This is a genomic window from [Clostridium] celerecrescens 18A, from assembly GCF_002797975.1.
Taxonomy (GTDB): Bacteria; Bacillota; Clostridia; order Lachnospirales; family Lachnospiraceae; genus Lacrimispora; species Lacrimispora celerecrescens.
Genome location: NZ_PGET01000001.1, coordinates 2452538 through 2479157 on the forward strand (window position 1 = coordinate 2452538; position 26620 = coordinate 2479157).

The window sequence follows — 26620 nt, forward strand, 5'->3', positions numbered from 1 at the left end:
TCCGTGATTTATCACACAAAAAAAGCATCTCCCGAAGGATCTGCTTTATGAATCGATATCGTTCCAAACGGCAATTACTAATCCGACTTGGGATCGCTGGTAGATTCCGTTATGGCTTTTTCTTGTTCTGTTCTCATACTGGCTTTATACTGCTGATACTGTAAAAACAATGTTTCAATGGCAATAAAGTATCCAACGGCAGACTCGGTCCGATAGCCATGATATTCTGAATAAAATTGAAAATCCATCGTGTGTACATAGATGTTTTCATCGCAGATCGAGGACAGTAAATTGTCCTTTAGGCGGGTGATCGATATCACAGGAACATTTCTTGCACAAAGGTTCCGTGCAAAATCTAATGCGACCGGTGTTTCGCCGCTGAAAGAGATGATAAAAACCAGGTCCTGAGGGGTAACATTCTTCAGCAGGTACGACAATTCGCTCCCACCCTGTATGCTGATAATATAATCACCGCTGCACTGGAACAACCGCCGCATTTCTCCAAGAACGTTGTTTTGCATGTTGCCCGTACCATAGGCAAAAATGTGCTTAGCACCGTAAATCATCTGGTTGATCCTGGTAAAGTCTTTGTTTTGCATCTCGGCAACGATCTGGTGATAAAGCGAAATCAAATCTTTCGGATCGTTGATGTAAATCGTAGATTTCTGCTTATAATCCAGCTTCAATAAGGTCTTCAGTTCTGCGTAGCCGCTTAATGATATCTTTTGCGCAAAGCGCAGTACCGTTGTGCGTGACACATTACAGGCGTCAGCCAATTCATAGATGGTGTAATCGCAGCAAGCTTTCCGATGAGTTGAAATGTATTTCCAGATGATAAGGTCAGTTTCTTTCAGTTTATGATAATACTTATTGACAAGCTCATCTATTTCGATAACCATAATTGCATTCCTCCTTTGGATCAGACGGGCCATTTACCCATCGCGTCTTTTGCAGCATAATTGATGATTAAATCAGCGCCATACTTATTGCCACCGGCTGTGCGCATTTTTTTCTGCATATCTAAAATATTTTGACGAATTTTATCATCATGCAGTACAGATATTGTTGTGCCATTTAATAAGGCAACTGTTATATGCTTACGATTTAATCGTTTTCCTAAATTCAGCTCTACAATGCGTGAAGCGTTTACAGGCTGGTCTGTGATCGCAGGTATTACTACCATGGGCACCCCAAAATACAAGGCTTCGCTTATACTATTGAAACCTCCGTGTGTAATGAATACATCCGCTTTTTTTAATACATCAAGTTGCGGTACAAAGGGGTAAACAAGAAAATTATCTGGTATGTCTCCTAAATTATCTAAATCTACTTTATTTCCAACAGACATAACAACCGATACGTTCTCATTCTTAAAAGCGGAGAAACACTTTTTATAGAATTTTTCTGATATATTTAAAACAGTACCTAAAGATATATAAATCAAAGGCTTTTTGATATTTTCAATAGATATCACAGGCTCTTGATTCCGTTGATAAATAGAAGGGCCTAAAAATTTATAGTGCTCATCCGGAAATTCATTGGCGTATGGCTGATATTCCTTAATTGTGTAAACCAGGTTTAATTCAGGCGGATTATGCGTGATCTCTTTCAGCCAGGAATCCGTTTTTAGCGGAATTCCATTAGCAACCTTTCTTGTCCATTTCCTGCAAATAAAATCCGAACGAAAAATACGAAACATACCTCCTGCATTTAGATACATATCCATCAACTTGTCATTAGCGGCTAATGGGGTAAATATTCTGACTACTGGTTTATTGCATTTTTCAGCAAGATGTTTTCCAAGGAAGAAGTATTGCTCATAAATAATCAAATCAAACTGATCGGCAATTTTAAGCGCAGCGTCGTAAGCATTTCGCATTTGAACAGAGAGCTTTTTATGGTTTTCATAGCTGCTGAATTCAGCGCCAGCCGCTCTTACTCTCTCTTCCCATTCAAGTGTTATCAAATACGTAACTTCTACATTTCGTTTCGTGAGCTCTTTTACTAAACCAAGGGTAGGGAATATATGACCAGAGAATGGCAAGTTTACAAATAATAGTTTCATTTTTAACCTCATCAATTATAATAAATAGTTTCGGCTGCTGCAAAAACGAGCCGTACCGTCGAAATTATTAGTAGCATTATTTTCATTTCTACCCTGCGCTGTTCTGCAAAGGAATTCCGAATATACTGGATACCAATCTATTGATCGTTCGCTCTTTTTGTTTAAGTTCAATGTCACTCATTATTGATAATGGCTTATCATGCAAAATACCCGAAATACCAAAGAGAAGAAAAACAGTCAATTCGTATTCATTATCAAATAGGGGAACTGTTATTATTCCTGCCTCTTTTGCCTTGTGTATAATCCCTTCGATTATCGGAACCAGTCTTCTTAATGTAGATTGATGTAACGCAATATCCATGCTCCAATGGAATTTTTCCGGTTTTATTTGTGAATACTCATATAAAGATATGTGTAATTGTTTTATTAAATCCATAATGACGTCCATGATAGGTTTCGAAGTATCAGCAATCTTTTCAATTTTTTTTACATAATTATCAAGAAATAAATTAATAGCACAATCAAATATTTCTTCTTTTGACTTAAAATAGTGATAAAACATACCGACCTCGCCACCCGCAATTTTGAGAATAGAACGGATCGTTGTTTGTTCATAACCATTTGCCAAAAATTGATCTAATGCGATTTCTACTAATTCTTGTTTTCTTATTTCCGATTGCTTACGCATGAAATACCCTCCTATTACAGAATTATGTTCTGTAGTTAATTATGCCATACAGAATATCGTTCTGTAAAGTATCAATTTGTAGAAATATTTTAATGACCTTATGAGGAAAGGCGACGCCGGCATCGCGGCAGTGAGTTTGCATTCACTGTACGCCTCACCTTCCTATGCTTTGGGTACGGCGGGACAATTAATGACCCTGTTTGACCAGCTTGACTTATGCTTGCGAATCGCATCGCATAAAAAATCGGGAAAGCCTTTTTAGGACTTTCCCCAATCGCAATCCGCTTTGTTATTTGATTTAACTTAGTTCCGGCTTCCCACGTAAGTAAAAAAGCGATATAATAAGGCTATCTCATAAAAAGGAGCCAGCAGATGATTTCTATTTTGAAATGCGGTTATGAATCCAGACATCAAAAACCATTTCATATGCTTCGCCCGGAAGGTTCTTCTGACTACACCCTTCTTGTGGTAAAATCCGAAGCCTTTTTTGAATACGACCACACTTACAGGAATCTCCCTGCCAATACGGTGATTCTTTATGACAAATATGCTTATGTTCATTACGGCTGCCACACACCGGATTATAACGATGACTGGATCCACTTTGATCTGGATGAAAAAGATCTACCTTTTCTTATGGGTTTAAAAATCCCCTTCCAGACCCCGGTAAGCTTATCTGATGCAGGGCAGCTTTCCGAATTCAGCAGGCTGATCGTAATGGAAAAACATTCCTCTCACCCTTACCGGGTGCAGATTCTGGATTCCCTTATGAGGACTCTCCTTTATACCCTCGCTTCCCAGATCCATGAAAAACCGGATAAAGCGTCTTCTCATAAATACTATGGGATCATGAACAGCCTTCGGGTATCAATTTTAAATGCCCCTCACAGAAAATGGACCATAGATACCATGTCCCAGTCGGTCCACATGAGCCCCTCTTACTTTCAGCATCTATATAAGGATCTTTTCGGAACCTCCTGCATGCAGGATGTGATATCCGCCCGGTTGAAAAATGCCTGTTTCTATCTGAGAACCACGGAAATGTCCATCCAGTCCCTTGCAGGCTTTTGCGGATACGAAAGTGAATTTCACTTTATGCGGCAGTTTAAGAAATATAAAAACATGACGCCCAGCCAGTACCGCTCCCATTACAGGAATGTATCACCATAGGAAAAAATCCTGGCCTTTCAACTTAAACAAAGCCTCCATAAAGAAATAGTCTCCGTAAATAATAGGAAATTCATGTTCCAGGCTATGATAGGAACCGGTTCCCTTTTGGAGAATGGAATCATTTTCTTCCGTGAAATCACAGTGATGCTCATACAAAGCCTTTAACAGCTTTTCTGCTGCCTTGCAATACATATCCTGCTCCAGCTCTCCTGCCCGTCTGCCTATTTCGATCAACCCGCAGGCTGCAATGGCCGCCGCCGTATCATCACACCATGCAGGCTCCTTTGGCTGGCGAAAGTCCACCGGTATGATGCCGTCTTCCGGAATTGCTGCTATAAAATAATGGGCGATCTTTTTTGCAGTATCAAGGTATTCCTGTTTCCCGGTATGATAAAAGCTCATAAGAAATCCATATAGTCCCCATGCCTGGCCTCTAGTCCAGGAAGATCCTGTCTCATAGCCCTGTCCTCCGTAATCCCTTACCCGTTCTCCTGTAAAAGGATCAAACTCCACAATATGGCGTACCGAGCCATCCCCTCTTACAAAATGATCCATCACCGTGTCCGCATGGAGCATGGCAATCTGTTTGAACCTGGGGTCTTTTGTTTCCTCACTAGCCCAGTAAAGCAGAGGAATATTAAAGAGACAGTCAATGATCGCCCAGCCTCTTGTATCATCACTGCATCCCGTTTTATCGTTCCAGGCCCGTATAAAACGGCCAATGGGATTAAACCTCCCTGCTAGAAGATTTGCGGCGTGAAGCCCTCTTTTTCTGGATTCCGGATTCCCGGTGAGACGATAATCCGCCACAGCCGTAGGAAGGTACATAAAACCAACATCGTGATGAAGACCGTAATAATCCTCAAAACACTGATCCAGCTTTTCCTCTGAAATCCGGGCGATCTCCATATAACGTTCCTTACCTGTCTTATGATACATCTGCCACATCATGCCGCCCCAGAAACCGTTGCACCACCAGTTGATCCCATTATCTCCTGCTAATTCACTGCCTTTGCTCCGATCGTCATGAATGCCATTTACTGTGGTATAGGGAATTTTGTTTTTTGACTTTTCACTGACCCACTCCATTTTTTCCATGACCTTTAAAACCGCCTGGTCGATCCATGAACTTTCCTGTTCTTTACACATACGCTTTCCTTTCCTTTTCAGAATATGTTATTTTTTGTGTCTATATAGTGTAATCTGTTATCTTTATACCCTAAAGTAACACAGCTTTACAATGTACGTTTCAGTTTAACACTGACTTATCCTGCTTTTTTATACATCTTTATTTCAAACCCAATCAATTGCCGTCAAATCCTTAATAAAAAAGCAGTCACCCATACCCAACAGGCCAGTGCCCATAAAAAAGGAGCCGTCCACATGACAACTCCTTCTCTCTTAAAAACAAAATCAATTTTCTTTATTGTCTTCTTCTATCCCGTCCGCTTCTTTCTCCCCCGGGCGCTCAAATTCTTTCCTCAGCAGCTTTTTCAGAGACCACCCCACAAGCAATACCCCCACCACAAGGAATATGACCAGCGCTGTCATTTGAACCAGATTTCGGATCCCGAAAGACATCGAAAGCTCCGGTATCATCTGGAATCCAAGATAAACCAGATAGCCTCCGCCCACAAGCCGCAGGACCAGGGTGCTCTGAGGAGGATTGGAGGAACCTTTTTTCTCACTCATTCGTATTCTCCTTTGATATAAATTTCACAGATTCCCTTTCAACAGCCTCCGAATCAAAGAGGTAATTCCCATCAAAGCATGGATTCTCTATGAGCTTTATCATATGTTCCGCTGCCTTTCTTCCCAGGGCTTCCATGGGATGGGGAAAGGAGGTGATGGGAACCTCTCCCAAAGTCGCCAGATCAGAATTATCAATGCTGACAAGGGATAAGTCCTCCGGTATGCGGATTCCTCTTTTAAAGCAGATTCCGGACAGCAGGTTTGCCACCTCATCATTATAGCAGACCACCCCTGTGCAGTCCTCCAGCCGCTGGAACAGATAATCCGCCCATAACTCCATATCTTTCAGGCTCTCGGAATCGATCCACAGAATCCTCTTTCCATCCAGCTTTAAGCCAGCCTTCTCCATGCTCTTTGCGAAACCAGAATATCTTAAATGACCCTGGCCGTCATCAGATTTAAAAATTCCACCAATCTCTTTGTGACCCGCCCGAATCAGGTATTCTGCCGCTTTCTCTCCTACCAGCGCGTCATTAAGTGATACGCAGGGAAGATTTAACTCCGGATAACTGCTGTTAAAAAACAAAACCGGAACCTGCTGCCCCATCAGCTTCTTATAATAATGCAGATTCGGATTAGGCAATGCGCTTTTTGCAGGTTCCACAATCAAACCATCAATCAGTCCTTTTTCCAGAATCTTATCCAGCGCCTCTCGTTCCCGTTCCGTCCGGTTTCCGGTAAATGCCACCTGCATGGTATAACCAGACTTGGAAAGCACCCGCTCAATCCCCTTAAGCACAGCCGGAAATATATAGCTGTCCACATAGGTGCTGATGACAGCTATATTAAAATATTTTTCCTGACTTCCTCCCCGGGCACAGCCGCCTGCATAAGTTCCGCTTCCTTGTATACGCGTTACCAGCTTCCGCTGTTCCAGCACGTCGATCGCATGGCGTATCGTCTGTCTGCTTAAATGAAACTGAAGGCTCATCTCGTTTTCAGAGGGAAGCTTATCGCCCATCCCGATGCTGCCGTTTTCAATCTGTTCCTGTACCCATTGGACAACCATCATATATTTTGCTTCCCGTGCCTGCATATTCCATCCCTATCTTTCAGCTATTTTTTTCTCTTTGATAATAAGTCTATCGTAACTGCCCCCAAAAGTACAGCACCTTTTACGATTTTCTGAATATCGGTGGACCAGCCGTAAAGGGACATTCCATTGTTCAAAATACCCATGATAAATGCGCCGACAACGGCTCCGATAATCGTGCCAACACCACCGGTGGTCGCGGCTCCTCCGATATAGCAGGAAGCGATGGCATCCATCTCAAACTGATCTCCCGCTTTTGGAGTTGCGGAAGCGTTTCTGGCGGAGAGAACGATTCCGGCAATGGCGCACAGGATGCCCATATTGGTATATACCCAGAAAAAGACTTTTCCCGTATTGATGCCAGAAAGCTTCGCCGCTTTCGCATTGCCTCCCAAAGCATAAATCTGCCGCCCAGCTACAGTTCTGCTTGTAATGAAATGATAGAGGACAACCAACACGCCCATGATAACCAGTACGAACGGAATGCCATTGTAACGGGACAGCTTGTAGAAGAAAAACCAGACAATCACCAAAATTACGCCCACCTTTAAAACGGACTGCCACAGGGGATTGACCGGAAAACCATATTTCTTCTTTGTCCGTATGCTCTTTATTTCGGAAAAAATAATGAGGGCAAAGGCGGCAAGGGCAACCCCAATGGATATCATATCCAAAGTCCCCGTGCCAAACGGTATTTTAACGGTAGGCAGAAAGCCTGCGCCAATGTATGTATAGTTTGTGGGAAGCGGCCCCTTTGTCTGTGCCTTTAAAAGTGTATAGGTAAGTCCCCGTCCCATTAACATGGTTGCCAGCGTCACAATAAAGGGAGGAATGGAAAGCTTTGACACAAAAAACCCTACAAACATACCGGATAATGTACCGATTGACAGGGCTGCAAGAATCGCTACCCACATGCTGGCCTTATAGTCCACGATCATAATACCCACAGCCGCACCGCAGACCGCAACGATAGAACCTACGCCTAAGTCAATATTTCCAGTCAATACACACAGCAGCATGCCCACCGCAAGGATGACGATATAGCTGTTTTGCATAATCAGGTTATTAATGTTTGCCGGGGACATGTTTTTTCCGCCTGTCATTACCGCAAAAATAAGAAATACCGCAATGAGGGCCAGTACCATGCCGTATTCTTTCATATTAATATTAACCGTCTTTTTCTTGTCCATCTCTATTCATCCTTTCCGTTATCTGCCATAATACATTTCATAATCTTTTCCTGGGAAACTTCGTCACGGGATAATTCACCGGTTATGTGTCCCTCATTAATAACGTAAATGCGGTCACAAATGCCAATGATTTCCTGAAGCTCCGAGGAGATCACAATAATTGCCTTACCCGCCTTTGCCAGATCGTTGATAACGCAGTATATCTCGTACTTTGCCCCGATGTCGATGCCCCGGGTCGGTTCATCAAGAATCAGCACGTCCGGCTGGGTCATCATCCATTTAGCCAGCACCACCTTCTGCTGGTTTCCACCGGAAAGGGAACTGACCGTCTGGTTAATGGAATTGGCTTTTACGTTGATTTTCTTTCTATACTCCTCCGATGAAAGGTTTTCGGCATTGCCGTTTACAATGCCTCTTTTGGAAAAGAAGTTGCGTAGCGCTGCCAGGGTCATATTTCCGCGAACACTGTCAATTAAGATAAGCCCATAATTCTTCCGGTCCTCGGAAACGTAGGCCAGTTTATTATTAATGGCATCCCTTACATTCCGTAGGAGAACCTGCTTTCCGTTTATCTTAATGGCTCCGGTAATTTTCTGCCCGTAGGATCGTCCGAAAAGGCTCATGGCCAGCTCTGTTCTTCCCGCTCCCATCAGTCCCGCAAAGCCGACCACCTCTCCTGATTTCACATGAAAGGATATATCTCTTATCATCTTCCTGTCCGGATCATCGGGATGATAGACATTCCAGTTTTCAACCTCAAAAATATTATCTCCGATATCACAGTCTCTTTCCGGAAAACGGTTCGTCAGCTCCCGCCCCACCATACCCTTAATGATACGGTCCTCACTGATCTCATCCTTACCCTTTTCTAAGGTTTCTATGGTCTTTCCATCCCGGATTACGGTAATGGAATCCGCTACATAGCTGATTTCATTGAGCTTATGGGAAATTATGATGCAGGTGATGCCGTGTTTCTTCAAATCCAGCATGATGTCCAGAAGCCGCCTGCTCTCCTCGTCATTGAGGGCCGCGGTGGGCTCATCCAAAATTAAAAGTTCTACCTGCTTTGCCATAGCACGGGCAATTTCAATGAGCTGCTGCTTGCCTACCCCCAGGCTGCTGACGGGCACATTTAAATTTTCGTTTTCAAGTCCTACTTTCTCTAGCATTTCCTGAGCCCGTTTATTCGTTTTTGTCCAGTCCACCACCCCTTTAACAGTCGTCTGTTCATTTCCCAGAAATACGTTTTCCGCCACGGACAAATAGGGGCTTAAGGCCAGCTCCTGGTGGATGATTACGATTCCCTTTGCCTCGCTTTGCTTAATGCTGTGAAACTGATTTACATTTCCATTGTATACAATGTCGCCGCTGTAGGTCCCATAGGGATAAACGCCGGATAGCACATTCATCAAAGTGGACTTCCCCGCTCCGTTCTCTCCGCAGAGTGCATGTATCTCGCCCCGCTTCACCTTGATATTTACGTCATCCAAAGCTTTCACACCGTAGAACTCTTTGGTGATATGGTTCATCTCCAAGATATGTTCAGACATCTCATCAACTCCTTTACGTTCTTATGTTACATGAAAGCAGGCGGCGGCTTTTCCGCCGCCGCCTGTCAATATTCCCATTCCGTTATTCCTACTGTTACTGTGCCAGCTGTGCTTCCGTGTAATAACCGCCGTCAACAATGACTTTCTTGTAATTGTCCTTATCAACCGCAACCGGAGTGCATAAATAGGACGGAACTACGATCTTGCCGTTGTTGTACTGAGTGGTATCGTTGATTTCCGGCTCTGCTCCCTGGAGAACAGCCTGAACCATGGTCACGCACTTTTCAGCCAGAAGACGGGTGTCCTTGTATATGGACATGGTCTGGAAGCCTGAGATAATATTTTTCGTTGCCATCAGCTCCGCATCCTGTCCTGTTATCAGCGGCCAGTCCTCACCTACTTTATAGCCTGCACCTTCAAGAGCCGCTTTGCAGCCATAGGCAAAGCCGTCAAAAGCGGAAGCACAGATATCCAGCTTCTTGTCTGCGTAAAAGCCGGTCAGATAGTTCTCACAGTTCTGCTGTGCCGTTTCCTGAGACCATCTTAAAATACACGTATCCTCAAATGAAGTACGGCCCGACTCACATACCAGGGTCCCATCATCCAGATAAGGCTTTAATACTTCCATCAGTCCGTTGTATAAGAACAATGCATTGTTATCATCCGGAGAGCCCATGAAAAATTCAATGGTGTAGGTTTTTCCTTCTGCCTTTGCCTTATCCAGTTCCTTTTTGTCTTTTATGTACTGCCCGATCGCCGTGCCTACTCCTTTATTATCAAAGGTCGCATAATAGGAAACAGCGTCCGTATCCATTAACAGGCGGTCATAGGCAATGATGGGAATGCCTGCGTTCTTGGCCTGCACTTCCACATTTACCAAAGCGGAGGAATCAATGGAAGCAATAACCAGACAGTTAACGCCGGAAGCAATCATGTTTTCAATCTGGGAAACCTGCATCTGTACGTCGTCCTCAGCGTATTGGAGGTCTACTTCGTAGCCCAGGGCTTCCAGCTGTTTCTTCATGTTGGCTCCGTCGTTGATCCAACGCTCCGAGGACTGGGTGGGCATTGCTACGCCGACCTTTCCACCGCTTCCTGTGGTTTTCGATGCCTGGGTAGCCGCCTCCTGGGCTGCAGTGGTGGCATCTGCTTTGGTTTCAGCCGCCGGTGCGGCCGTGGTTGCCGAGGTCTGGGAACCACCGCAGCCTGCCAGCATGGCAGCGGAAAGGGCCGTTCCGAGAATGAGGCTTAGGATTCTTCGTTTCATAATTTTACCCTCCTGTGGTATTATTTTGTATATACAACTTGCGTCTTTCGCAAATTTGCATTTTTATTCACTTTTGCGTGTTTTGTTATATTTCAAATTATTTTTCATGTTATTTTGCTCAATTTATCTATATATTACATTGTAATTTATAGTAATATTTAATAACCATAAAATAACTATATATTTTTGTTCCTATTTTGTCAATACATATTTTACCTTTTTTTCCATTTTCTTCAAAAGTTGTATGTACATGTCACTCCAAATCCATCAAGACAAGTTACTTGAATGAATTATCGAAGACCGGTGCATTGCCAACCAACCTTTGTCAGATTGCTTAATTCTTCCAGGGCTTGCTTAACTGAACTACTTATTACTTTTGTTTATACTTATACTTCTGTCTGCCCCTCCCCCTCCATGCGCACGATCTCACTATAGCGCATAAGGCTATCATGACCCGAAATCACACAATGACTTGTCCGAAAGACAAGCAAAAAGACACCGGTTCGAGAAAAACCCCGAACGGTGTCATATGAAAGAAAGGCGCAGTAGTCACCCGCATTAGTTTACTACTTAACATAATTTGGATTTTTAAGATACAGCACTTCAAATTCCAACTTATAAGGGAATCATCACTTTCTCGTACTGATAGTGTCCAGCTTCCACAATCATACGGCACATTGTGATTTCCAAATCAAAACGCCGTTTGCCGCAGCTACCGGGATTGAGAAACAGTACTCCCTCAATAATTTCTGCTGAATATTTGTGCGAATGACCATAGACCACCACGTCAATATTTGTCAGGTATCTGGGGACATCTTTCTTGTTATGAATGATGAAGAATCTCACTCCTTCAATTGTGACGGTAATGCTTTCAGGCAGGGCTTCCGCCCATTCTTTATCGTTGTTACCACGCACCACATAGGTCTCTCCGAGCTGTCGCATGGACTCGACAATGTATGGTGTGTTGATATCACCAGCATGAATGAAGCAATCAGCTTTAGCAAGTTCAGCTATAACAGGCTCCCGCAGCAGACCATGAGTATCGGATAAGATTGCAATCAGTTTCATGAAATTCACTTTCTAAATTGTAATGTTGTTAATAATCTCAGTGCTTATAAACAATGATACTCTCAGACAGGTTTTTATAATTAACCCTTGGTTCAAAACGGCTCAATAAAGTCCTATTTATTCGTTATTCATTCATCAGACGAATGGAACACTATATTTTCGAATATCTGCCCATCTATGCTAATTATTTCATCAATGGGAATCACTATGCCATCAGACATAACGACAACCCGTTCATATTTGTCTATCTTTTTAGCCGTACTGACAGCAGTAACATAGGCGCCGCCATTCTTCTTCCCATCCGGCTGAAAGTAAGTGATGGCAATCTCGGGTTGCTCTTTCAGCCGGTCTGCTATGATTTGCAGCTTATTGCTCAAAGTGTCCTTCATGGATTCGTCCAATTCTACTCGCACATCAGTCAGCCTTGCAGTTTCTTTCATAGCGGCATCATAGCCGGTCAGTGCAGCGAAAGGGGAAAACTGAGCTGCCCGGTCAATGACTGCCATATGAGGGTGTGTCGCAGAGACATGGCGGGGTAGATGGATGATATCGTCATATGCCTTCGTCATGCCTTGTGTCCTCCTATCTGCCTGTTACGGTCTAATGTGGTAGCGCCTTCCTCCAGATTCATACCCTTTAAGATGGCGTTTTTTCCATATTTCTTTTTTATCTCCAGCATTGCTTTCTGTATACTTTTCTCACGTGCAAGCTCGGCTTCTTCCTCTTCTTTTTTTGCCTGGACAGCACCATAATCCGTAAAGAGATCAAGCTGTTCAAAGTTATCTGACTTTTGAACAGTTTCCTCATCCACAACATGATTTGCTGTGATGTTGACTCTCCTGACAAGGAGGTTTTTGTCAACAATGCGCTCAAACAATTCCGCGGCAGCATCCATGATCAATTTTGTAGAGGAGGTCTGTCTGCCAAGGTTTGCCGTGCCATGTGCAGATTTCGGAACGGCACGTCCGTAGTGGTCGATGGTGACCGCCCCATGGTATGAGTTTTTAATCATCGGGTTTGTCAGATTTTCAATATCGTATCCAACCGTTAAAACAAGCTGGTCGGTCACAAGCTTTTTATCTACCAAATCAAGTACCAGCAGATCGGTCATTTCCCACACAATCAGCTTTGCTTTATCAAAAGTATAGGCGCTTTGTAATACCTGTCCCGATCCAATACTGTTTGTGCTCGGTTTATACGCTTTAATATCGGCAATCGTGCATGGCTCCCACCCCCATGCATGGTCTATCAACAACTCCGCATTGACTCCAAACAATTTGTACAATAAATCTTCTTTATAGTATTCGTTAGACTTACCTATCGAGCATCTTGCAATATCTCCCATAGTGAAGAGGCCTTGTTCCTCCAGCTTCTTAGAATATCCTCTGCCAACACGCCAAAAGTCGGTTAAAGGCCGATGTGACCACAGCAGACGTCGGTAGCTTATTTCGTCCAATTCTGCTATCTGCACTCCGTTTTGATCCACCGGAATACGCTTTGCCTGAATATCCATAGCGATTTTGCAAAGGTACAAGTTTGTTCCAATTCCTGCTGATGCTGTAATACCAGTCGTTTTAAGAACATCTAATATCATTTTTGTGACAAGCTCACGGGCTGAAAGATTGTAGGTGTTCAGATAATCGGTGGCATCGATGAATACCTCATCGATGGAGTAGACATGAATATCTTCGGGCGCGATATACTTTAAGTAGATATTGTAAATCCGCGTGCTGTATTCGATATAATGCGCCATTCTCGGTGGAGCAGTAATATAGTCTAACGAGATACCCGGTGCCTCTTTCAACTCCGTATCGTTGAAAGAGGCACCGGAAAAGGCTCGTTCCGGTATTTCGCGCAGCCGTGCCGCATTTACTTCCCTGACCTTCTGCACGACCTCAAACAGCCTCGCCCTACCGGGAATCCCATATGCTTTAAGGGAGGGAGATACGGCAAGACAAATGGTTTTTTCGGTGCGGCTTGCATCAGCGACAACGAGATTCGTGGTCAGCGGATCAAGCCCTCGTTCCATACACTCGACCGAAGCGTAGAAGGATTTTAAATCGATTGCGAAATAGGTTCTGTTCTTCATGTCTATTCTCCGGCCGCCTCCTCAATAATTTACCAATTTAATTTATGTCTCCATTACACATCTATCATAGTATGTACAACAGCAGCTTCAAAAGCACCATATCAGTATGCCCTTTCCGTCTTATATGCCTAATTAAAAAGTTTAATTGGTCAAAAGGGAATTATCTATGTTATCAAACAAATTTTCAATGGAGCTGCTCATAAAGGCAATAAGAGAAGTTATCTCAGCTTCTAAATCGCTCCAGCAATCTTCACATTCGCCCAAATAGGCTTTTCGAGCCATCTCGAGTAGCACAGCAAGATTTTGGGGAAGTCTGGGAATTACCCATTCTGCTGCCATATCTTTTGAACAAAGTTCGCCGGTGACTACTGTAAACCACATTCTGGCTAATGTTAAAAGGACATTGCGTTCATCGCCCTTTACACCAGCAATCAAATTCGGCAAAGAACATCTGATTGATTTTTGGATGTCATTCATTGATATGGGCTCTATTACTTTAATAGCTTCCGGTCCTTTCAAAGATAAACTATAGCTTCTTGCCTGCCACAAGAGTATTGCCACGTCAGTGTCATAACATGCTTGAGGAATATCCCCTGCCTCCATTTGCTCCCTTAGCCATTCTCCGTACATGAATTCACATTTAGGTGGAAACTGCCAGGGAACAATATCATTTTGATTGATTATAGTAACTTCAAGTGGCTTTAACTTTTCACATCCAATTTTGCCGGATATAAGCATTAAGTGTTTAGTTAATTCGTTTCTTGTTGCTTCTGTCAAATCTTGATTAACAATCACTAAAATGTCAACATCACTGTTAATGTGCAGGCCTCCAAGTATCGCTGATCCATACAGATATATTCCTATTAATTGATTTTCAAATAGATCTTCGATTACTTCCACTACCTTAAGGGCTTGATTTGGAACACATTTAAGGTTTATACTATTTGCCATGTAAATTTCCTCCTTCATTCCCTAAATTGCCTGTATGGCATAATGCCAATCTCTTTTACAAGTCATTTGCAGTTCTCAGATATGCCTTAAGTTTTTTACCAAGACCGATTCCACATCCCGTCGTAAAGCTTTGGCTTGCTCAAAAAGATTGTTTCAGTAGTCCAATCCCACCAGCGGAGTATTGCTGCGGCAACGCCACCGGAATGATACCCACAATATATTCGTCAATTCGATATAATCTTGTAAGTGTTATTCTTCAATTCCATTTATATAATCTGCCATAAAATTTAGTACTTCCGTGAAAACAGCTATTTTACCCTCGGAAAATACCTTTTCAACTGCATTCAGTACAGAGTCCGTTTTCATACTTTGGCTGCTCTTCTTTACTCTATCGGATAATGAGATGTAAAAGAACCGCTTATCTTGTGTAGACTGGACTTTTTGAATTAGCCCCAACTCTTCTAGCTCATTTACCTTTTGAGTCACGGCAGGACGGGAAAGTCCTAATTTTTCTGCCAGTTCGCTGACCGTCGTTCTTTCTCTGTGTCCAATGATAAACAAATGCAGAATATTGATATAACTGGTTTCTTTGCCCCAATCGCTATTTTTCATTTCATTATATTGATCCATGTCGATAGCTCGCATGAATCGCTCAAAAGCTTCTCTCAAGAATACCTCCAGATATAATAGTTTCAAATACAAAACTATTATATCATCCATAAAGAAAATCATCAAGTAGTTTCGTTTTTGAAACTACCATTCTAAGATCTTAACAAATATAATTCAAACAACCAGCAAAACACCCAAAGTGATCCAGGTGATTTGGCGGTTACCTGCTTCGCCACACTTAAGCTATGTAAATAAAAAGAGTGTGCGAATAGCCCCTACTCTTTTCATAAAAAGATTGGGCAGTATTCCAATAGAAAGCTTCTGTTTTGCTTATAGATACTGCCTCGTAATTTTCATCTATTTCCACTATTTGCTTTTTATTTATTTTGCCAATCAGCCGGATAAGTCACATAGATAAATCTTGCCTTTCCTTCAACGGAAAACTGGATCCTTGATCCTCTTGGAATCAAAATCAATTCTCCTGCACCTGCTGTGATACGACGGCCATCTATGATAATAGTTAAAGTTCCTTCAATAATATAATCAATTTCATCATACCCTAACGTCCAATCGAAGGTAGTATCTTCCATTACCATTAGCCCGCAACCTAACCTGGGACTTTCAGTAAGCGATACTAAATCCTTTGTATACACTTTATGATTAGGATTACCTGTGTCCAATCGGTCTTCTTCACTTACAGAAAACAATGGAAGCGAAATGGACATTACACCACTGGAATCAACATGCCTCTTTGTAGAATCATTTAACTTATTGCTGTATTCTTCCATTATAATACTACGAACTAACTTTTCAATTTCTGATCTGTCTATATTCAAGATCTTACCCCTCCATCCGTACTTAAATCTCTATCGTATTCGCATTATTCAATCCTAAATACACGTTTCGATAAAAATATGGCAACAAAAATGGCAGAAATACCACCGACCAGTTTGCCAATAATCATTGGAGTAATCAACGCTGGGGCAACACCAGCCGTAAATCCTAAATGATCACCAAATGTAAACGATGCTGAAACTGCAAAAGCGATATTAATTACCTTTCCACGTTTATCCATATCTTTTACGGTTTGAAACATGGCAATATTGTTTGCAAGAGAAGCAATAAGACCTGCTGCTGCAATATCATTCATTCCTAACAAATGGCCTAGTTTCATCAATGGTTTCTTGAATATCTTTGTAATCAGGAACACCAATCCATAAGCACCAGCTAAAGTGATGGCAATACCACCAACTGTTTGGAATCCAACTTCAAGTGTATCTTGATTTCCAAATACTTTGATACCTAATAGTAAGTCTAACCCTCCGATTGCCAACCCAATGGCTCCAACAGCCACTATGATTTTCCCAAATACATTGAACCCTTTAATCATTCCTTCAGGAATTTTAAATAGTCCAATTGAAATTAAAACCGCTACAACTATGATAGGTATTAAATTCATAAAAACTTTAATGATTGGCATACCCATCATGATTCCTGAAACTAATGCTCCAATTGGAATTGTCACGATCCCACATAATACTCCTTGTGCCAGATACTTTGTATCTTCATTATTTATAATCCCCAATCCAACTGGGATTGTAAATACAAGTGTTGCTCCCATCATGGCACCTAAAATACCACCTGAGAAAAGTACAATTGATGGGTCAGAAGTCATTTGCTGTGCTAAGAAAAAACCACCCATATCATTTGCTAACAGTGTTCCTGCAAACATTGCCGGATCTGCTCCTAACAATTTGTATACAGGAACAATGATAGGACTCAGCCAATCTGATAACTTCGGTGCTAAAACAATGATACCAGCCATAGATAGTGCTAAGGATCCCATTGCCAGGATACCTTCTTCAAATTGTTTACCTAAACCAGTTTTATTACCCAGTGAACGGTCGATTGCACCAATGACCATTATTATTACCATAAGCCAAATTATGATTTCATTTATACTCATTCATTTCACTCCATTCAGTTTTTATCATTCCTTTGGATAGTCCACCGTGTCGATAATACCGACAATAACCATATCAACAGGAATACTTTTACCTTCAAAAGACAGACGACCAGAGCTGCCAGTCGTAATCAGTACAGATTCTCCAATCCCCGCACCTACATGGTCAACAGCAACAACCAGAGCAGGATCAGCCTCATGTTCGTTTCGTTGTTTTTCAATAAGCAGGAACTTTAAACCATTTAACTTTTCATCCTTGCGAGTAGCCCATAAGCTGCCTACAACTTTTCCAATGAACATAGCATGCTCCTTTCTATACGATCTCAACACCTAAATCACGCAAATAATCCCTGGCCAATGCTGTAACAATGATGTTCTTATCTGTTTCAAAGATGTCTCCTGCATGTAAGTTCAGTTTTCGTACTTTTGCTACGGTAAGAAGCTCTTTCCTATCACTTTTATTAGCTTTATCGTTTACTTCCTGATTGATCGCGCCATTAATCTTTTCAAAATGCTTTAACGGAAGTATAGAAGCACCATATCTTACCAATTGGTTTTTATAATTCTCAAGGACCTGCAGCAATGCCCGCGGAGCCACATGCTGACTTGCATGAAGTTCCATTCCTTCTTCTAAGAAAAAAACTTTCTTCCCATTTAAAAAATGTTGAAAAATCATTACTTCATCTTCTGTTTGAGGAAGTCCAAGTGCAATGCGATTCATATTTAAAATAGTTAGTTCAGTAACGATTATGATATCCGTATCAGATTTATCTTTTAATGACGCTATTTTATAGTTTCTTTTTTCATAGTAAGTCCGAATACTTGAATATTCTTTTCCTATAAATACAACGGTCTTTCTATGCTCTTCCTTCTGCAGACGTTGTATGATAATATCAGTGATTTTCTGCACTACTATTTCAATATTGTCCATCCATATCACCTCTTAACAATACACCCACGTACACCTTTGCTATGACCGCAAGCATTTGCTTCATCGTAATCAATGTGCATATAAGTCTCAAACTTGGGACTTATTCTCACCATAACGTCCTCAAATATAAGTGGTCTTTTACTAAACACTTGAACAGATACTCTCTCTTGATCTTTAACACCTAACTTTTCAGCATCTGTATCTTTTACATGAATATGGCGTTTTGCAACTATCACACCTCTATCTAAAACAATAGACTTAGAGCCATTCCTCACAATAATCCCTGGAGTGTTTTCAATATTTCCGCTTAATTGAACCGGCGCTTTTACACCCAGTGAACGTGCATCTGTTAATGAAACCTCCACCTGACAGTTTTTTCGCTCTGGTCCAAGAATGATAACATCGTGAATCGTACCTTTCGGTCCTTCAATACTTACTCGTTCTTCTGATGCAAATTCGCCTGGCTGTGATAAATACTTTGTTGGGTGCAATTGATACCCCTCACCAAAGAGAGTATCGATTGCCTCCCGATTCAGATGGATATGGCGTCCACTTGCTTCAATTTCAAAAGATTGAACCATTACTTCTTGTATACGAGAGACAACTGTATCTACAATTGTGTCAATACTATAATCAGTCATATTCTCACCCCTATTCTACAGAATATTCTTTCATCTGCACCATCAAAACCCAACAATAATCCTTCAAAGTAGTTGCTATGGAAATGCATTTTATATAATCCTCAAATTTCAGGCCTTCCTTCATTTCTTTTGCAATAAAGTGTTCTAATTCCTGTAAATATGCATGTAACTCAAATAAAGCTATGACACATTCTTCATCTTTATAGGTTGGAATAAAGGAACCTTCCGGATATATACTGTCAACGTATGGCTTTTTATCTTCCAACATCTTTTCAATTTCCTGTACCAGATCTAACCTGTATGAAGCTAAAGTCTCCATTGTTATTGTCTTGACTACCATAAGGATAGTATTTAAAGCCTCTACCAGCTCCGTATTTCCTATACTATAACTTTTCTTTTGTAAAGTCACTATATGGCTTATTGTAATATTAATTTTAATTCCAAATTGATAAGTTAAGTGACTTTTCCACATAACTTGTCCATTTCTATTTTTAACTATTAAAACATCTTGGATATTTTTTGCATTTTGGGGTTCATTAACGTTCAACTGGGTCATTGGGAAGGTTGCTTCTTGTGTCTTAGCTTCAGATGCTTCTGGTATTTTCATATATTCAATTGTAATATCCTTTAAATATTCTTTTGCAGAAGGTGTAATCACAGTCCCAGGCTCTAAAACTAAGAATTTTGTTTCTTTTAAGTTCGTCGTACGTAGCAGTCTTTTTATTTTACTTTCCGTTAAAATGGCCATTAGTACTCACTTCCCCTCGCTAAAGAAAAGGCTGGGCATACGCTTTTATTATGCCTCAGCCTCACTTTAAATCTTGCAACTTTAAGCGTTCATCATGAGTTCGAAGCCTGTGAATCGTATTTTGGCAGGATTACATCTACTTCCATATGCGGACGTGGAATTACATGAACAGATATTAATTCACCAACTGCTTCTGCTGCTGCGGCTCCAGCATCTGTTGCAGCTTTAACAGCTCCTACATCCCCACGAACCATAACTGTTACCAGTCCGCCACCTACTTGTTCTTTTCCAATTAACGTCACATTTGCTGCTTTAACCATTGCATCTGCTGCCTCTACTGCAGCTACCAATCCTTTTGTTTCAATCATTCCCAATGCGTTTGTATTAGCCATTGTATCTTCCTCCTAGATTATATTTTTAATTAGTTATCAATGATTGTTTTGCTCTTGCTTATTTTAGCTTTTGCAGAACACGTTCAACGAGTAAATCGATTAATTGATCCTTATTCAGTCCCAAGTCTTCAACAGCTTTCCCACTAGAATCTTCAAATCTATCTTCTCCACGTATTTCATCTAATGTCCTAACGCCATAAACGACCCGGCGAAGATTAAATAAATTCTGTGGGCCAACATTGTCAGAAGTAGAACTTCCTCCTATAGCTCCACAACCTAGGGTCAATGCAGGTCTAAGGTTAGTCGTTGCTCCGATTCCGCCTAATGTAGCCGAACAGTTTATAAGTAATCGCGAAACCGGTACTTTTAAGGCAAAATCTTCTATAATTTTATTGTTAGCTGTGTGAATAACCATCGTGTGTCCTGCACCTTCAAAGTTTAAAATCTTGATGCTTAAATCGCGGGCTTCATCCCAAGTATTTACCGTATAGAAGGCTAATATTGGTGTTAATTTTTCCCTTGAAAAAGGTGCAAGATCACCAACACGTGTTTCTTCGGCAATAAGAACTTTTGCATCTTCTGGTACAGAAATACCAGCTAATTCAGCAATAACCTGTGCCGTCCTTCCAACGATCTTAGGATTCATTGTACCGTTTGGCCGTAGAATATACTTTTCAAGCTTTAGTGCATCATTTTTTGATAGGAAATAACCACCTTGTCTCTTGAATTCCGAAATCACTTTTTCCCTACTGATTTCTTCAACAATAATAGACTGTTCCGATGCACAAATAGTGCCATTATCAAATGTCTTAGATTCAAGAATAAACGCAACTGCTTTCGGGATATCTGCACTGCGTTCTATAAATGCAGGTCCATTCCCAGGCCCTACCCCAATTGCCGGTGTTCCGGAGGAATATGCCGCACGAACCATTGCAGAACCACCAGTAGCAAGAATTAAATTTGTATTTTCATTTTTCATTAATTCATTTGTTGCCTGTGTTGTTACTGTTGTAATTACACTAATAGCGCCCTCCGGTAAGCCAACGCTTTTTCCTGCTTCATTTATGATGCGGACTGTTTCCTTGATACAATTTAATGCACTTGGATGAGGTGAAAATACAATCGCATTTCCTGCCTTAATGCTTATTAGTGCCTTGTAGATAACTGTTGACGTCGGATTTGTTGAAGGAATAAGACCTGCCACGACTCCAACAGGAACCGCTACTTCCATATATTTTGCTTCTATATTGTTTGTGATTATGCCTACTGTCTTCATATCTTTTATCGAGTTTAATAAATCTCTTGATGCAAAGGCATTTTTAAGGACCTTGTCCTGCCATTTTCCAAACCCGGTTTCTTCTTGTGCCATTTTAGCCAGCTTCAAACGATTGTCAAAAGCTGCTTTTGCCATAGCCTTACAAATGGTGTCGATTTCTTCTTGAGATAACTTGGCTATTTCTATCTGCGCTTCTTTTGCTTTTTTCAGTAAATCCCTGGTTTCTTGAACTGAAACAAGATCTTTATCAATCAATCCCATTATGCTTAACTCCTTTATCCAGCAATGTTTCAATAAGCACTGCTTTGTTAGCAGATTTAATTTCTGACTTCTTTATGGTAGAAAGATTTGATTTATATGCAAGTGAACGTAAATCGGTCACTCTCATATTTTCCAGCTGTTTTTTGTCAAAGGATGAATCAACATCTTTCTCTGTTTCTTCTACAATCGGTTGATTTGATTCATTTGATTCATTTGATTCATTTGATTCATTAAATTCATTTGATTCCGAAGGATTACCTTTCTTTTTACCAAATGATTTCATCAACATCTGCTCAACTTGGTCATCCAAGCGTGGGATAACATGACTGCTGATTAGACAATTCTTATTTGCCACAGCAACTTCACCTGCCTTAATCGCTGCTTTTACAGCCGCTATATCTCCAATAATATGAATTGTTGTCAATCCTCCACGGATCGTTTCACTTCCAAGCAGAATAACATTTGCCTCCTTTACAGCTGCATCTGCTGCCAGGATTGCTCCTAATTTACCACGTACTTCAATTAAACCTAAAGCTTTAGCCATAATAACGCCGCCTAATAACTAGTTGGGTTGTCAGCAACGGCTTCAACAGCTTTAGCAAATGATTCACATGCTGATCTGCAAGCAGATTGGGACCCTGTCAGTAATGCTCCAGCAAAGTTTGTTTCAGATGGCGGTCCATAAAATACACTCATTTTTACATCAGCAGCTTTTAAAGCCGAATCGATAGCTACCATTGCTTCAAGCGGTGGTGCTATTAAATAAGCAATGGCCTCTCCTTCTTTCACATTTGCTCCTTTGGAAAGATAAGAACCAGTTCTCGATACACAATGGGCAAAATAGATGATTGAGTTATCCTCATTTGCACTATAGAAGCTGGCTTCATTATTTATTACCTCAATCGCACGATCCAGGCCGCTTCGTACCTCTGCCGGGCTTGGACCGGCTAAAATTCCGATAACTTCTCCTGCTAATTTTGTAGAAGCATTCGCAGCTCCTGCATACATACTTCTTGCATATACAACTGCTACATCGGATGCCTTCGTTGCTTCATCTAATGCCACATAGGTTACATCATCAGAATCAGAAGTAATAATTCCTAGACTTTTTTGATTTGATGCTAATTTTAATTCTTTTGCCAATCCATCATCAACATTTGGAATGATTTTTACACTTAGAACATTTGCACCTAATCGTTCGTTTTTCATTAGGAAACCTCCTTTTTAAATCAAACGGTTTATTATTTTTCTTTCAAATCTAACCCAGACACTTTTTTATCTAACATTCTCTTGATAATTTCAGCAATATATGCTCCTGCTTCTACTGCCGGGGTTCCTTGTCTGTGAATATTGGAAACTACTGTTCTTCTAGCTTCCGGCATACCAATGGTTGGTTTATAAGCGATATATGCACTCATAGATTCTGCTGTAACAAGGCCTGGTCTTTCTCCGATAAAAAGACAGACGACTTCAGCTCCTGTTGCTTCACCAATTGGATCCATAGCCGGGACGCGGCAATGTTTTATAAAAACAACCTGTCCAAAGTCAAGTCCAAACATCTTTAATCCTTGTTGTAAAGAAGGTAAGACATCTTTAATATTTGCCTCGATTGCTGCGGAACTTAAACCATCACCAACAATAACCTGAACTTTCTGATTTGGTTTCACAGCATTTTTTATTGTATTTATTGCTTCATTTGAAAACTTACGGCCTAAGTCCGGACGTGTAACATATTCGTCTTTATCCTTGCATTCTGTAGCAACCTCTACAAATCCCATCTCTTTAATTAAATCTTCTTTCACATAGGAGAATACAGCATCCTGGGCAGCCGCATGGTCAGCACGGAATCGAAGGCTAGGCTCCGTCAAATATCTTGTACCTGTCCTCCACAATCCCAAGCGAGCTGGTGTATAGGACTTCATTTTTAAATAGCCTTCTTTATCTGCTGCATTTGGAACTAAAAATTGCTTGCGGATATCTACTTCTGTAATATCTGGTATAAATCCTTCTTCCACTACACAGGACTTAGCAGGTTGCTTGGTGTTAACAGTTGCTTCTTTTGATGGACCATTTGTAACTGGCGGTACTTCATTTACCATTTCATTTAATATCGATTTAATCATTTCTTTTAAGTTTAATTCGTCCATTAGTTACCCCTCCTCTGCTTCAAAAATACAGATGCATCGCCAGCTTTGGAAGTTAAATGTCCATTTTCGCTGAACCCCATTTTTTCTAACCATTGGTCAAATTCTTTTATTGTTCGTTTGTTTAATAATTCTCTAATGGAAGCACCTTCTTGGTACCCTGTGGTTTGATAATTCAACATAATATCATCACCATTTGGAATAGACATAATAAAGTTTACACCAGCTGTTGCAAGTAAAACTGTTAAGTTCTCAGCATCATTTTGATCTGCCTTCATATGATTCGTGTAACAAACATCGCAACCCATAGAAATACCAGTTAATTTCCCCATAAAATGATCCTCCAGACCTGCACGGATCACCTGCTTGGAGTCATACAAATATTCTGGTCCAATAAATCCAACAACTGTATTAACAATGAATGGATCAAAATATTTTGCAAATCCATAACATCTGGCTTCCATCGTCAGCTGATCCACACCATTATGAGCATCGGAAGAAAGCTCAGAACCTTGTCCCGTCTCAAAGTACATAACATTTGGACCAACTGCCGTACCTAGCTTCAAAGCCATGTCCTTTGCTTCTGAAAGCATCTTAGCCGTAATTCCAAAAGCTGTATTTCCTTTTTCAGATCCTGCAATTGATTGGAATACCAATCCTGTTGGTGCTCCTTGTTCCATTGCTTCCATCTGAGTGGCTACGTGAGCTAAAACAACATGTTGTGTTGGTATTTCCCACTCATTAATAAAATCATTGAATTTATGAAGAATACGCTTTACACTTTCTGTTGTGTCGTCTACTGGGTTCAGACCTATAACTGCATCACCAGATCCCATAGATAGACCTTCCATAACGGAAGCCATGATACCGTCCACATTGTCAGTCGTATGATTTGGCTGCAGACGAGTTGAAAAAGTTCCCGGGATACCAATTGTCGTATTCGCAGTCTTTGTTACTATGATCTTCTGAGCACCTACTATTAAATCCAGGTTGGACATAATCTTAGCAACTGCTGCAACCATTTCAGAAGTTAAACCATTTGATATTCGATGAATGTCATAGTTTGTCGTATTGCAGTCTAAAATCCATTCTCTTAATTCAGCCACTGTCCAATTTTTGATCTTTTCATAAGTTCTGAGATTCACATGATCAATAATAATGCGTGTAACCTCATCCTTTTCATATGGCACAGCAGGATTGTTAAATAAATCTGAAAGCGTTAAGTGTGATAGGACAACTTTAGCTGCAACTCTTTCTTCCGCGCTGCCTGCTGCAACTCCAGCTAATTTATCCCCCGATTTTTCTTCATTTGCCTTCCCCATAACTTCCATTACAGACGAAAATTGATAGGTCTTGCCAAAAAGTTTTGTTTTTAAAATCATTGTGCAACTCCTTTTATCATTAATTAAATACTAATGTCTTTACGATTACTGGTAAAACAGAGCCTTCTGCTATCGGCATTCCGATATCGATATAATCTCCATTTCGTACATGAACACTATCAATACATACAAAAGGATAATCTTTAGGCAGATGTGCATAAAGACTTTGTCCTAATGCTTTTGCCATATCTTCTTTTACTATAATAACAAGTGGCAATTTCTCCTTAATCAACAAATCCAAACCTTTTATCATTTCTTTTGCCAGTCCCTGAATAAACTGGAAGGAAGGGCTATGCGCACCTTCTATCCCTAATCCAATTGTTTGTACTTCTCCATCTACCATAAACCATTTTACTTTTTCTTCAATAATGCTCCCTAAATTCCCACTATTATTGGCACTTTCATCATCTTTCGATAACTGTAGTATGGGGATATTCTTAAGCGGAAGTATATCCTCTTTATAGGTGATTGTACTCCCGGAAACATCAGTAGTGTGTGATCCTGCTCCTACTACTGTTGCACGAATCGTTTCTGCTGTTGGAATCAGCTTAAGGGCAGTCATAAGAAGGGAACCACTTATTTTCTTACCTAACAAAAGTCCAATATCACCATACTCAAACGGATTTTGTAAATTTTCTTTTGTAATACCATCTGCAACTCCACCTGAAAATGATATACATTTAATTTGAAGCTTTGTGTTCAATGGTTTGTTGGTTATCAGCAAGTCAAAATAAGGACTCTTATTACCTAATCCAATGCTATTTTCCAGTACTTGTACAAATATATCTAAGAGTTTATCTAATTCCTTAAGATTTATCTTTTCATCTAGGTGAATATCTAAAGCTTCTCTTTTAATAATTTCATTTACTTTGGGTGAAATATAACGAATGATTTCATTTATATCCACCTTTATCAAGCGGCCTCCAATATCAAAGCAAGCCGTATCCTCAACATCTCCATCGTTAAATACTGCTAGATTTGTTGTCCCCCCTCCTATATCAAAGTTTACCGCCGTTGTGTATTGACTTTCAGAATATGAGAAAGTCCCTGCTCCTTTACCAGCGATAATACTTTCTAAATCAGGTCCAGCCGTTGCCACAACAAAATCTCCAGCAAAACCACTTAAAGCTTTAGCAACTGCCTGGGCATTCTCCTTTCGAACTGTTTCCCCAGTTATAATGACAGCCCCGGTCTGAATATCTGATTTTGTAATACCTGCTTTTTTATATTGCTGCTCTACAAATGCTTTTATACCATCTGAATCAATTAGATTGTTTTCTAATATAGGAGTAAAGATAATATCACTCTTAAATATCACCTTTTTATCCTTAATGGAAACCCTTGGAATTGTAAAAACTGATGCTATATTTTCAATTGAAAGCTCTGATAAAATTAATTGTGTTGTTGATGTTCCAATATCGATACCAACGCTTAATAACGTTTCAGTCAT

The 26620-nt window shown here is 40.7% G+C and carries 28 protein-coding genes; 1 reads left to right on the forward strand and 27 read right to left on the reverse strand.

Features of this window, described 5'->3' with window-relative positions:
• Positions 1-77: 77 nt before the first annotated feature.
• The 3 genes from H171_RS11335 to H171_RS11345 form a co-directional block, all read right to left on the reverse strand.
• Complete coding sequence (locus H171_RS11335) at positions 78-899, reverse strand: MurR/RpiR family transcriptional regulator (RefSeq protein ID WP_166433613.1); 822 nt, start codon at positions 897-899, stop codon at positions 78-80.
• Positions 900-919: 20 nt separating this feature from the next.
• Positions 920-2065 carry a macrolide family glycosyltransferase gene (locus H171_RS11340; RefSeq protein WP_157803152.1) on the reverse strand — a complete coding sequence of 382 codons (1146 nt, stop codon included), beginning with the start codon at positions 2063-2065 and terminating at the stop codon, positions 920-922.
• A gap of 88 nt (positions 2066-2153) precedes the next feature.
• Entirely contained in the window at positions 2154-2753 is a 600-nt protein-coding gene (locus H171_RS11345) for a TetR/AcrR family transcriptional regulator (RefSeq protein WP_100305244.1), read from the reverse strand.
• Between the two features lie 372 nt (positions 2754-3125).
• On the opposite strand from H171_RS11345, the gene H171_RS11350 reads away from it, so the two are divergent.
• Positions 3126-3923, forward strand: a complete 798-nt coding sequence (locus tag H171_RS11350) for a helix-turn-helix transcriptional regulator (RefSeq protein ID WP_100305245.1) — start codon at positions 3126-3128, stop codon at positions 3921-3923.
• Here the strand turns inward: H171_RS11350 and H171_RS11355 are convergent.
• The 24 genes from H171_RS11355 to eutA all read right to left on the reverse strand — a co-directional run bounded on the left by H171_RS11355 (position 3915) and on the right by eutA (position 26620).
• Complete coding sequence (locus H171_RS11355; protein ID WP_100305246.1) at positions 3915-5072, reverse strand: glycoside hydrolase family 88 protein; 1158 nt, start codon at positions 5070-5072, stop codon at positions 3915-3917. The two genes, H171_RS11350 and H171_RS11355, sit on opposite strands and share 9 nt — an antisense overlap.
• A gap of 264 nt (positions 5073-5336) precedes the next feature.
• Positions 5337-5615: a hypothetical protein gene (locus H171_RS11360; protein ID WP_100305247.1), complete on the reverse strand. Its 279-nt coding sequence runs from the start codon at positions 5613-5615 to the stop codon at positions 5337-5339.
• Complete coding sequence (locus tag H171_RS11365) at positions 5608-6711, reverse strand: GntR family transcriptional regulator (protein WP_100305248.1); 1104 nt, start codon at positions 6709-6711, stop codon at positions 5608-5610. The genes H171_RS11360 and H171_RS11365 overlap by 8 nt, the downstream gene beginning before the upstream one ends.
• Before the next feature lie 20 nt (positions 6712-6731).
• Positions 6732-7898 (reverse strand): multiple monosaccharide ABC transporter permease, encoded by a 1167-nt coding sequence (mmsB, locus tag H171_RS11370; protein ID WP_100305249.1) that lies wholly within the window; start codon positions 7896-7898, stop codon positions 6732-6734.
• Between the two features lie 2 nt (positions 7899-7900).
• Positions 7901-9448, reverse strand: coding sequence for a multiple monosaccharide ABC transporter ATP-binding protein (gene mmsA / locus H171_RS11375; RefSeq protein ID WP_100305250.1), 1548 nt, complete (start codon positions 9446-9448; stop codon positions 7901-7903).
• 94 nt (positions 9449-9542) lie between these two features.
• Positions 9543-10715, reverse strand: a complete 1173-nt coding sequence (chvE, locus tag H171_RS11380) for a multiple monosaccharide ABC transporter substrate-binding protein (RefSeq protein WP_100305251.1) — start codon at positions 10713-10715, stop codon at positions 9543-9545.
• A 615-nt stretch (positions 10716-11330) separates the two neighbouring features.
• Positions 11331-11783, reverse strand: coding sequence for a metallophosphoesterase family protein (locus tag H171_RS11385; RefSeq protein ID WP_100305252.1), 453 nt, complete (start codon positions 11781-11783; stop codon positions 11331-11333).
• A 128-nt stretch (positions 11784-11911) separates the two neighbouring features.
• Positions 11912-12352, reverse strand: a complete 441-nt coding sequence (locus H171_RS11390) for a hypothetical protein (RefSeq protein ID WP_100305253.1) — start codon at positions 12350-12352, stop codon at positions 11912-11914.
• Positions 12349-13872, reverse strand: coding sequence for a Y-family DNA polymerase (locus H171_RS11395; protein WP_100305254.1), 1524 nt, complete (start codon positions 13870-13872; stop codon positions 12349-12351). Before H171_RS11395 ends, H171_RS11390 begins: the two co-directional genes overlap by 4 nt.
• A gap of 141 nt (positions 13873-14013) precedes the next feature.
• Positions 14014-14823 (reverse strand): aminoglycoside nucleotidyltransferase ANT(9), encoded by an 810-nt coding sequence (ant(9), locus tag H171_RS11400; RefSeq protein ID WP_100305255.1) that lies wholly within the window; start codon positions 14821-14823, stop codon positions 14014-14016.
• A gap of 249 nt (positions 14824-15072) precedes the next feature.
• Positions 15073-15492 carry a MarR family winged helix-turn-helix transcriptional regulator gene (locus H171_RS11405; RefSeq protein WP_242976939.1) on the reverse strand — a complete coding sequence of 140 codons (420 nt, stop codon included), beginning with the start codon at positions 15490-15492 and terminating at the stop codon, positions 15073-15075.
• Positions 15493-15809: 317 nt separating this feature from the next.
• Positions 15810-16268 (reverse strand): cupin domain-containing protein, encoded by a 459-nt coding sequence (locus H171_RS11410; protein ID WP_330398683.1) that lies wholly within the window; start codon positions 16266-16268, stop codon positions 15810-15812.
• 44 nt (positions 16269-16312) lie between these two features.
• Positions 16313-17398, reverse strand: coding sequence for an ethanolamine utilization protein EutH (locus H171_RS11415; protein WP_100305257.1), 1086 nt, complete (start codon positions 17396-17398; stop codon positions 16313-16315).
• 24 nt (positions 17399-17422) lie between these two features.
• Positions 17423-17695, reverse strand: a complete 273-nt coding sequence (locus H171_RS11420) for a EutN/CcmL family microcompartment protein (protein WP_038282859.1) — start codon at positions 17693-17695, stop codon at positions 17423-17425.
• A gap of 13 nt (positions 17696-17708) precedes the next feature.
• Positions 17709-18326, reverse strand: coding sequence for a hypothetical protein (locus tag H171_RS11425; RefSeq protein ID WP_100305258.1), 618 nt, complete (start codon positions 18324-18326; stop codon positions 17709-17711).
• A 5-nt stretch (positions 18327-18331) separates the two neighbouring features.
• The gene (gene eutD, locus H171_RS11430) at positions 18332-18967 is read right to left on the reverse strand and encodes an ethanolamine utilization phosphate acetyltransferase EutD (protein ID WP_100305259.1); all 636 of its coding nucleotides are present in this window, start codon (positions 18965-18967) and stop codon (positions 18332-18334) included.
• 10 nt (positions 18968-18977) lie between these two features.
• Positions 18978-19715 (reverse strand): hypothetical protein, encoded by a 738-nt coding sequence (locus H171_RS11435; RefSeq protein ID WP_100305260.1) that lies wholly within the window; start codon positions 19713-19715, stop codon positions 18978-18980.
• 92 nt (positions 19716-19807) lie between these two features.
• The gene (locus H171_RS11440; protein ID WP_013272190.1) at positions 19808-20107 is read right to left on the reverse strand and encodes a BMC domain-containing protein; all 300 of its coding nucleotides are present in this window, start codon (positions 20105-20107) and stop codon (positions 19808-19810) included.
• 58 nt (positions 20108-20165) lie between these two features.
• Positions 20166-21644, reverse strand: coding sequence for an acetaldehyde dehydrogenase (acetylating) (locus H171_RS11445; protein WP_100305261.1), 1479 nt, complete (start codon positions 21642-21644; stop codon positions 20166-20168).
• Positions 21631-22188: a BMC domain-containing protein gene (locus H171_RS11450; RefSeq protein ID WP_100305262.1), complete on the reverse strand. Its 558-nt coding sequence runs from the start codon at positions 22186-22188 to the stop codon at positions 21631-21633. Before H171_RS11450 ends, H171_RS11445 begins: the two co-directional genes overlap by 14 nt.
• A gap of 11 nt (positions 22189-22199) precedes the next feature.
• On the reverse strand, positions 22200-22853 hold the full coding sequence (gene eutL / locus H171_RS11455; protein ID WP_100305263.1) for an ethanolamine utilization microcompartment protein EutL: 654 nt from the start codon (positions 22851-22853) through the stop codon (positions 22200-22202).
• Between the two features lie 32 nt (positions 22854-22885).
• The gene (eutC, locus tag H171_RS11460; RefSeq protein ID WP_100305264.1) at positions 22886-23791 is read right to left on the reverse strand and encodes an ethanolamine ammonia-lyase subunit EutC; all 906 of its coding nucleotides are present in this window, start codon (positions 23789-23791) and stop codon (positions 22886-22888) included.
• Positions 23791-25170 carry an ethanolamine ammonia-lyase subunit EutB gene (locus tag H171_RS11465; protein WP_100305265.1) on the reverse strand — a complete coding sequence of 460 codons (1380 nt, stop codon included), beginning with the start codon at positions 25168-25170 and terminating at the stop codon, positions 23791-23793. The genes eutC and H171_RS11465 overlap by 1 nt, the downstream gene beginning before the upstream one ends.
• Positions 25171-25189: 19 nt before the next feature.
• The gene (gene eutA / locus H171_RS11470; RefSeq protein ID WP_100305266.1) at positions 25190-26620 is read right to left on the reverse strand and encodes an ethanolamine ammonia-lyase reactivating factor EutA; all 1431 of its coding nucleotides are present in this window, start codon (positions 26618-26620) and stop codon (positions 25190-25192) included.

Bases quoted from the DNA above. Each gene is read 5' to 3' on its own strand.
- chvE (WP_100305251.1), bottom strand. From the start codon at position 10,715: ATGAAACGAAGAATCCTAAGCCTCATTCTCGGAACGGCCCTTTCCGCT.
- H171_RS11450 (WP_100305262.1), bottom strand. From the start codon at position 22,188: ATGGCTAAAGCTTTAGGTTTAATTGAAGTACGTGGTAAATTAGGAGCA.
- H171_RS11465 (WP_100305265.1), bottom strand. From the start codon at position 25,170: ATGATTTTAAAAACAAAACTTTTTGGCAAGACCTATCAATTTTCGTCT.
- H171_RS11345 (WP_100305244.1), bottom strand. From the start codon at position 2,753: ATGCGTAAGCAATCGGAAATAAGAAAACAAGAATTAGTAGAAATCGCA.
- H171_RS11415 (WP_100305257.1), bottom strand. From the start codon at position 17,398: ATGAGTATAAATGAAATCATAATTTGGCTTATGGTAATAATAATGGTC.
- mmsB (WP_100305249.1), bottom strand. From the start codon at position 7,898: ATGGACAAGAAAAAGACGGTTAATATTAATATGAAAGAATACGGCATG.
- H171_RS11435 (WP_100305260.1), bottom strand. From the start codon at position 19,715: ATGGCCATTTTAACGGAAAGTAAAATAAAAAGACTGCTACGTACGACG.
- H171_RS11445 (WP_100305261.1), bottom strand. From the start codon at position 21,644: ATGGGATTGATTGATAAAGATCTTGTTTCAGTTCAAGAAACCAGGGAT.
- eutD (WP_100305259.1), bottom strand. From the start codon at position 18,967: ATGACTGATTATAGTATTGACACAATTGTAGATACAGTTGTCTCTCGT.
- mmsA (WP_100305250.1), bottom strand. From the start codon at position 9,448: ATGTCTGAACATATCTTGGAGATGAACCATATCACCAAAGAGTTCTAC.
- eutA (WP_100305266.1), bottom strand. From the start codon at position 26,620: ATGACTGAAACGTTATTAAGCGTTGGTATCGATATTGGAACATCAACA.
- eutC (WP_100305264.1), bottom strand. From the start codon at position 23,791: ATGGACGAATTAAACTTAAAAGAAATGATTAAATCGATATTAAATGAA.
- H171_RS11360 (WP_100305247.1), bottom strand. From the start codon at position 5,615: ATGAGTGAGAAAAAAGGTTCCTCCAATCCTCCTCAGAGCACCCTGGTC.
- H171_RS11365 (WP_100305248.1), bottom strand. From the start codon at position 6,711: ATGCAGGCACGGGAAGCAAAATATATGATGGTTGTCCAATGGGTACAG.
- eutL (WP_100305263.1), bottom strand. From the start codon at position 22,853: ATGAAAAACGAACGATTAGGTGCAAATGTTCTAAGTGTAAAAATCATT.
- H171_RS11340 (WP_157803152.1), bottom strand. From the start codon at position 2,065: ATGAAACTATTATTTGTAAACTTGCCATTCTCTGGTCATATATTCCCT.
- H171_RS11440 (WP_013272190.1), bottom strand. From the start codon at position 20,107: ATGGCTAATACAAACGCATTGGGAATGATTGAAACAAAAGGATTGGTA.
- H171_RS11335 (WP_166433613.1), bottom strand. From the start codon at position 899: ATGGTTATCGAAATAGATGAGCTTGTCAATAAGTATTATCATAAACTG.
- H171_RS11390 (WP_100305253.1), bottom strand. From the start codon at position 12,352: ATGACGAAGGCATATGACGATATCATCCATCTACCCCGCCATGTCTCT.
- H171_RS11385 (WP_100305252.1), bottom strand. From the start codon at position 11,783: ATGAAACTGATTGCAATCTTATCCGATACTCATGGTCTGCTGCGGGAG.
- H171_RS11425 (WP_100305258.1), bottom strand. From the start codon at position 18,326: ATGGACAATATTGAAATAGTAGTGCAGAAAATCACTGATATTATCATA.
- H171_RS11395 (WP_100305254.1), bottom strand. From the start codon at position 13,872: ATGAAGAACAGAACCTATTTCGCAATCGATTTAAAATCCTTCTACGCT.
- H171_RS11420 (WP_038282859.1), bottom strand. From the start codon at position 17,695: ATGTTCATTGGAAAAGTTGTAGGCAGCTTATGGGCTACTCGCAAGGAT.
- H171_RS11350 (WP_100305245.1), top strand. From the start codon at position 3,126: ATGATTTCTATTTTGAAATGCGGTTATGAATCCAGACATCAAAAACCA.
- H171_RS11355 (WP_100305246.1), bottom strand. From the start codon at position 5,072: ATGTGTAAAGAACAGGAAAGTTCATGGATCGACCAGGCGGTTTTAAAG.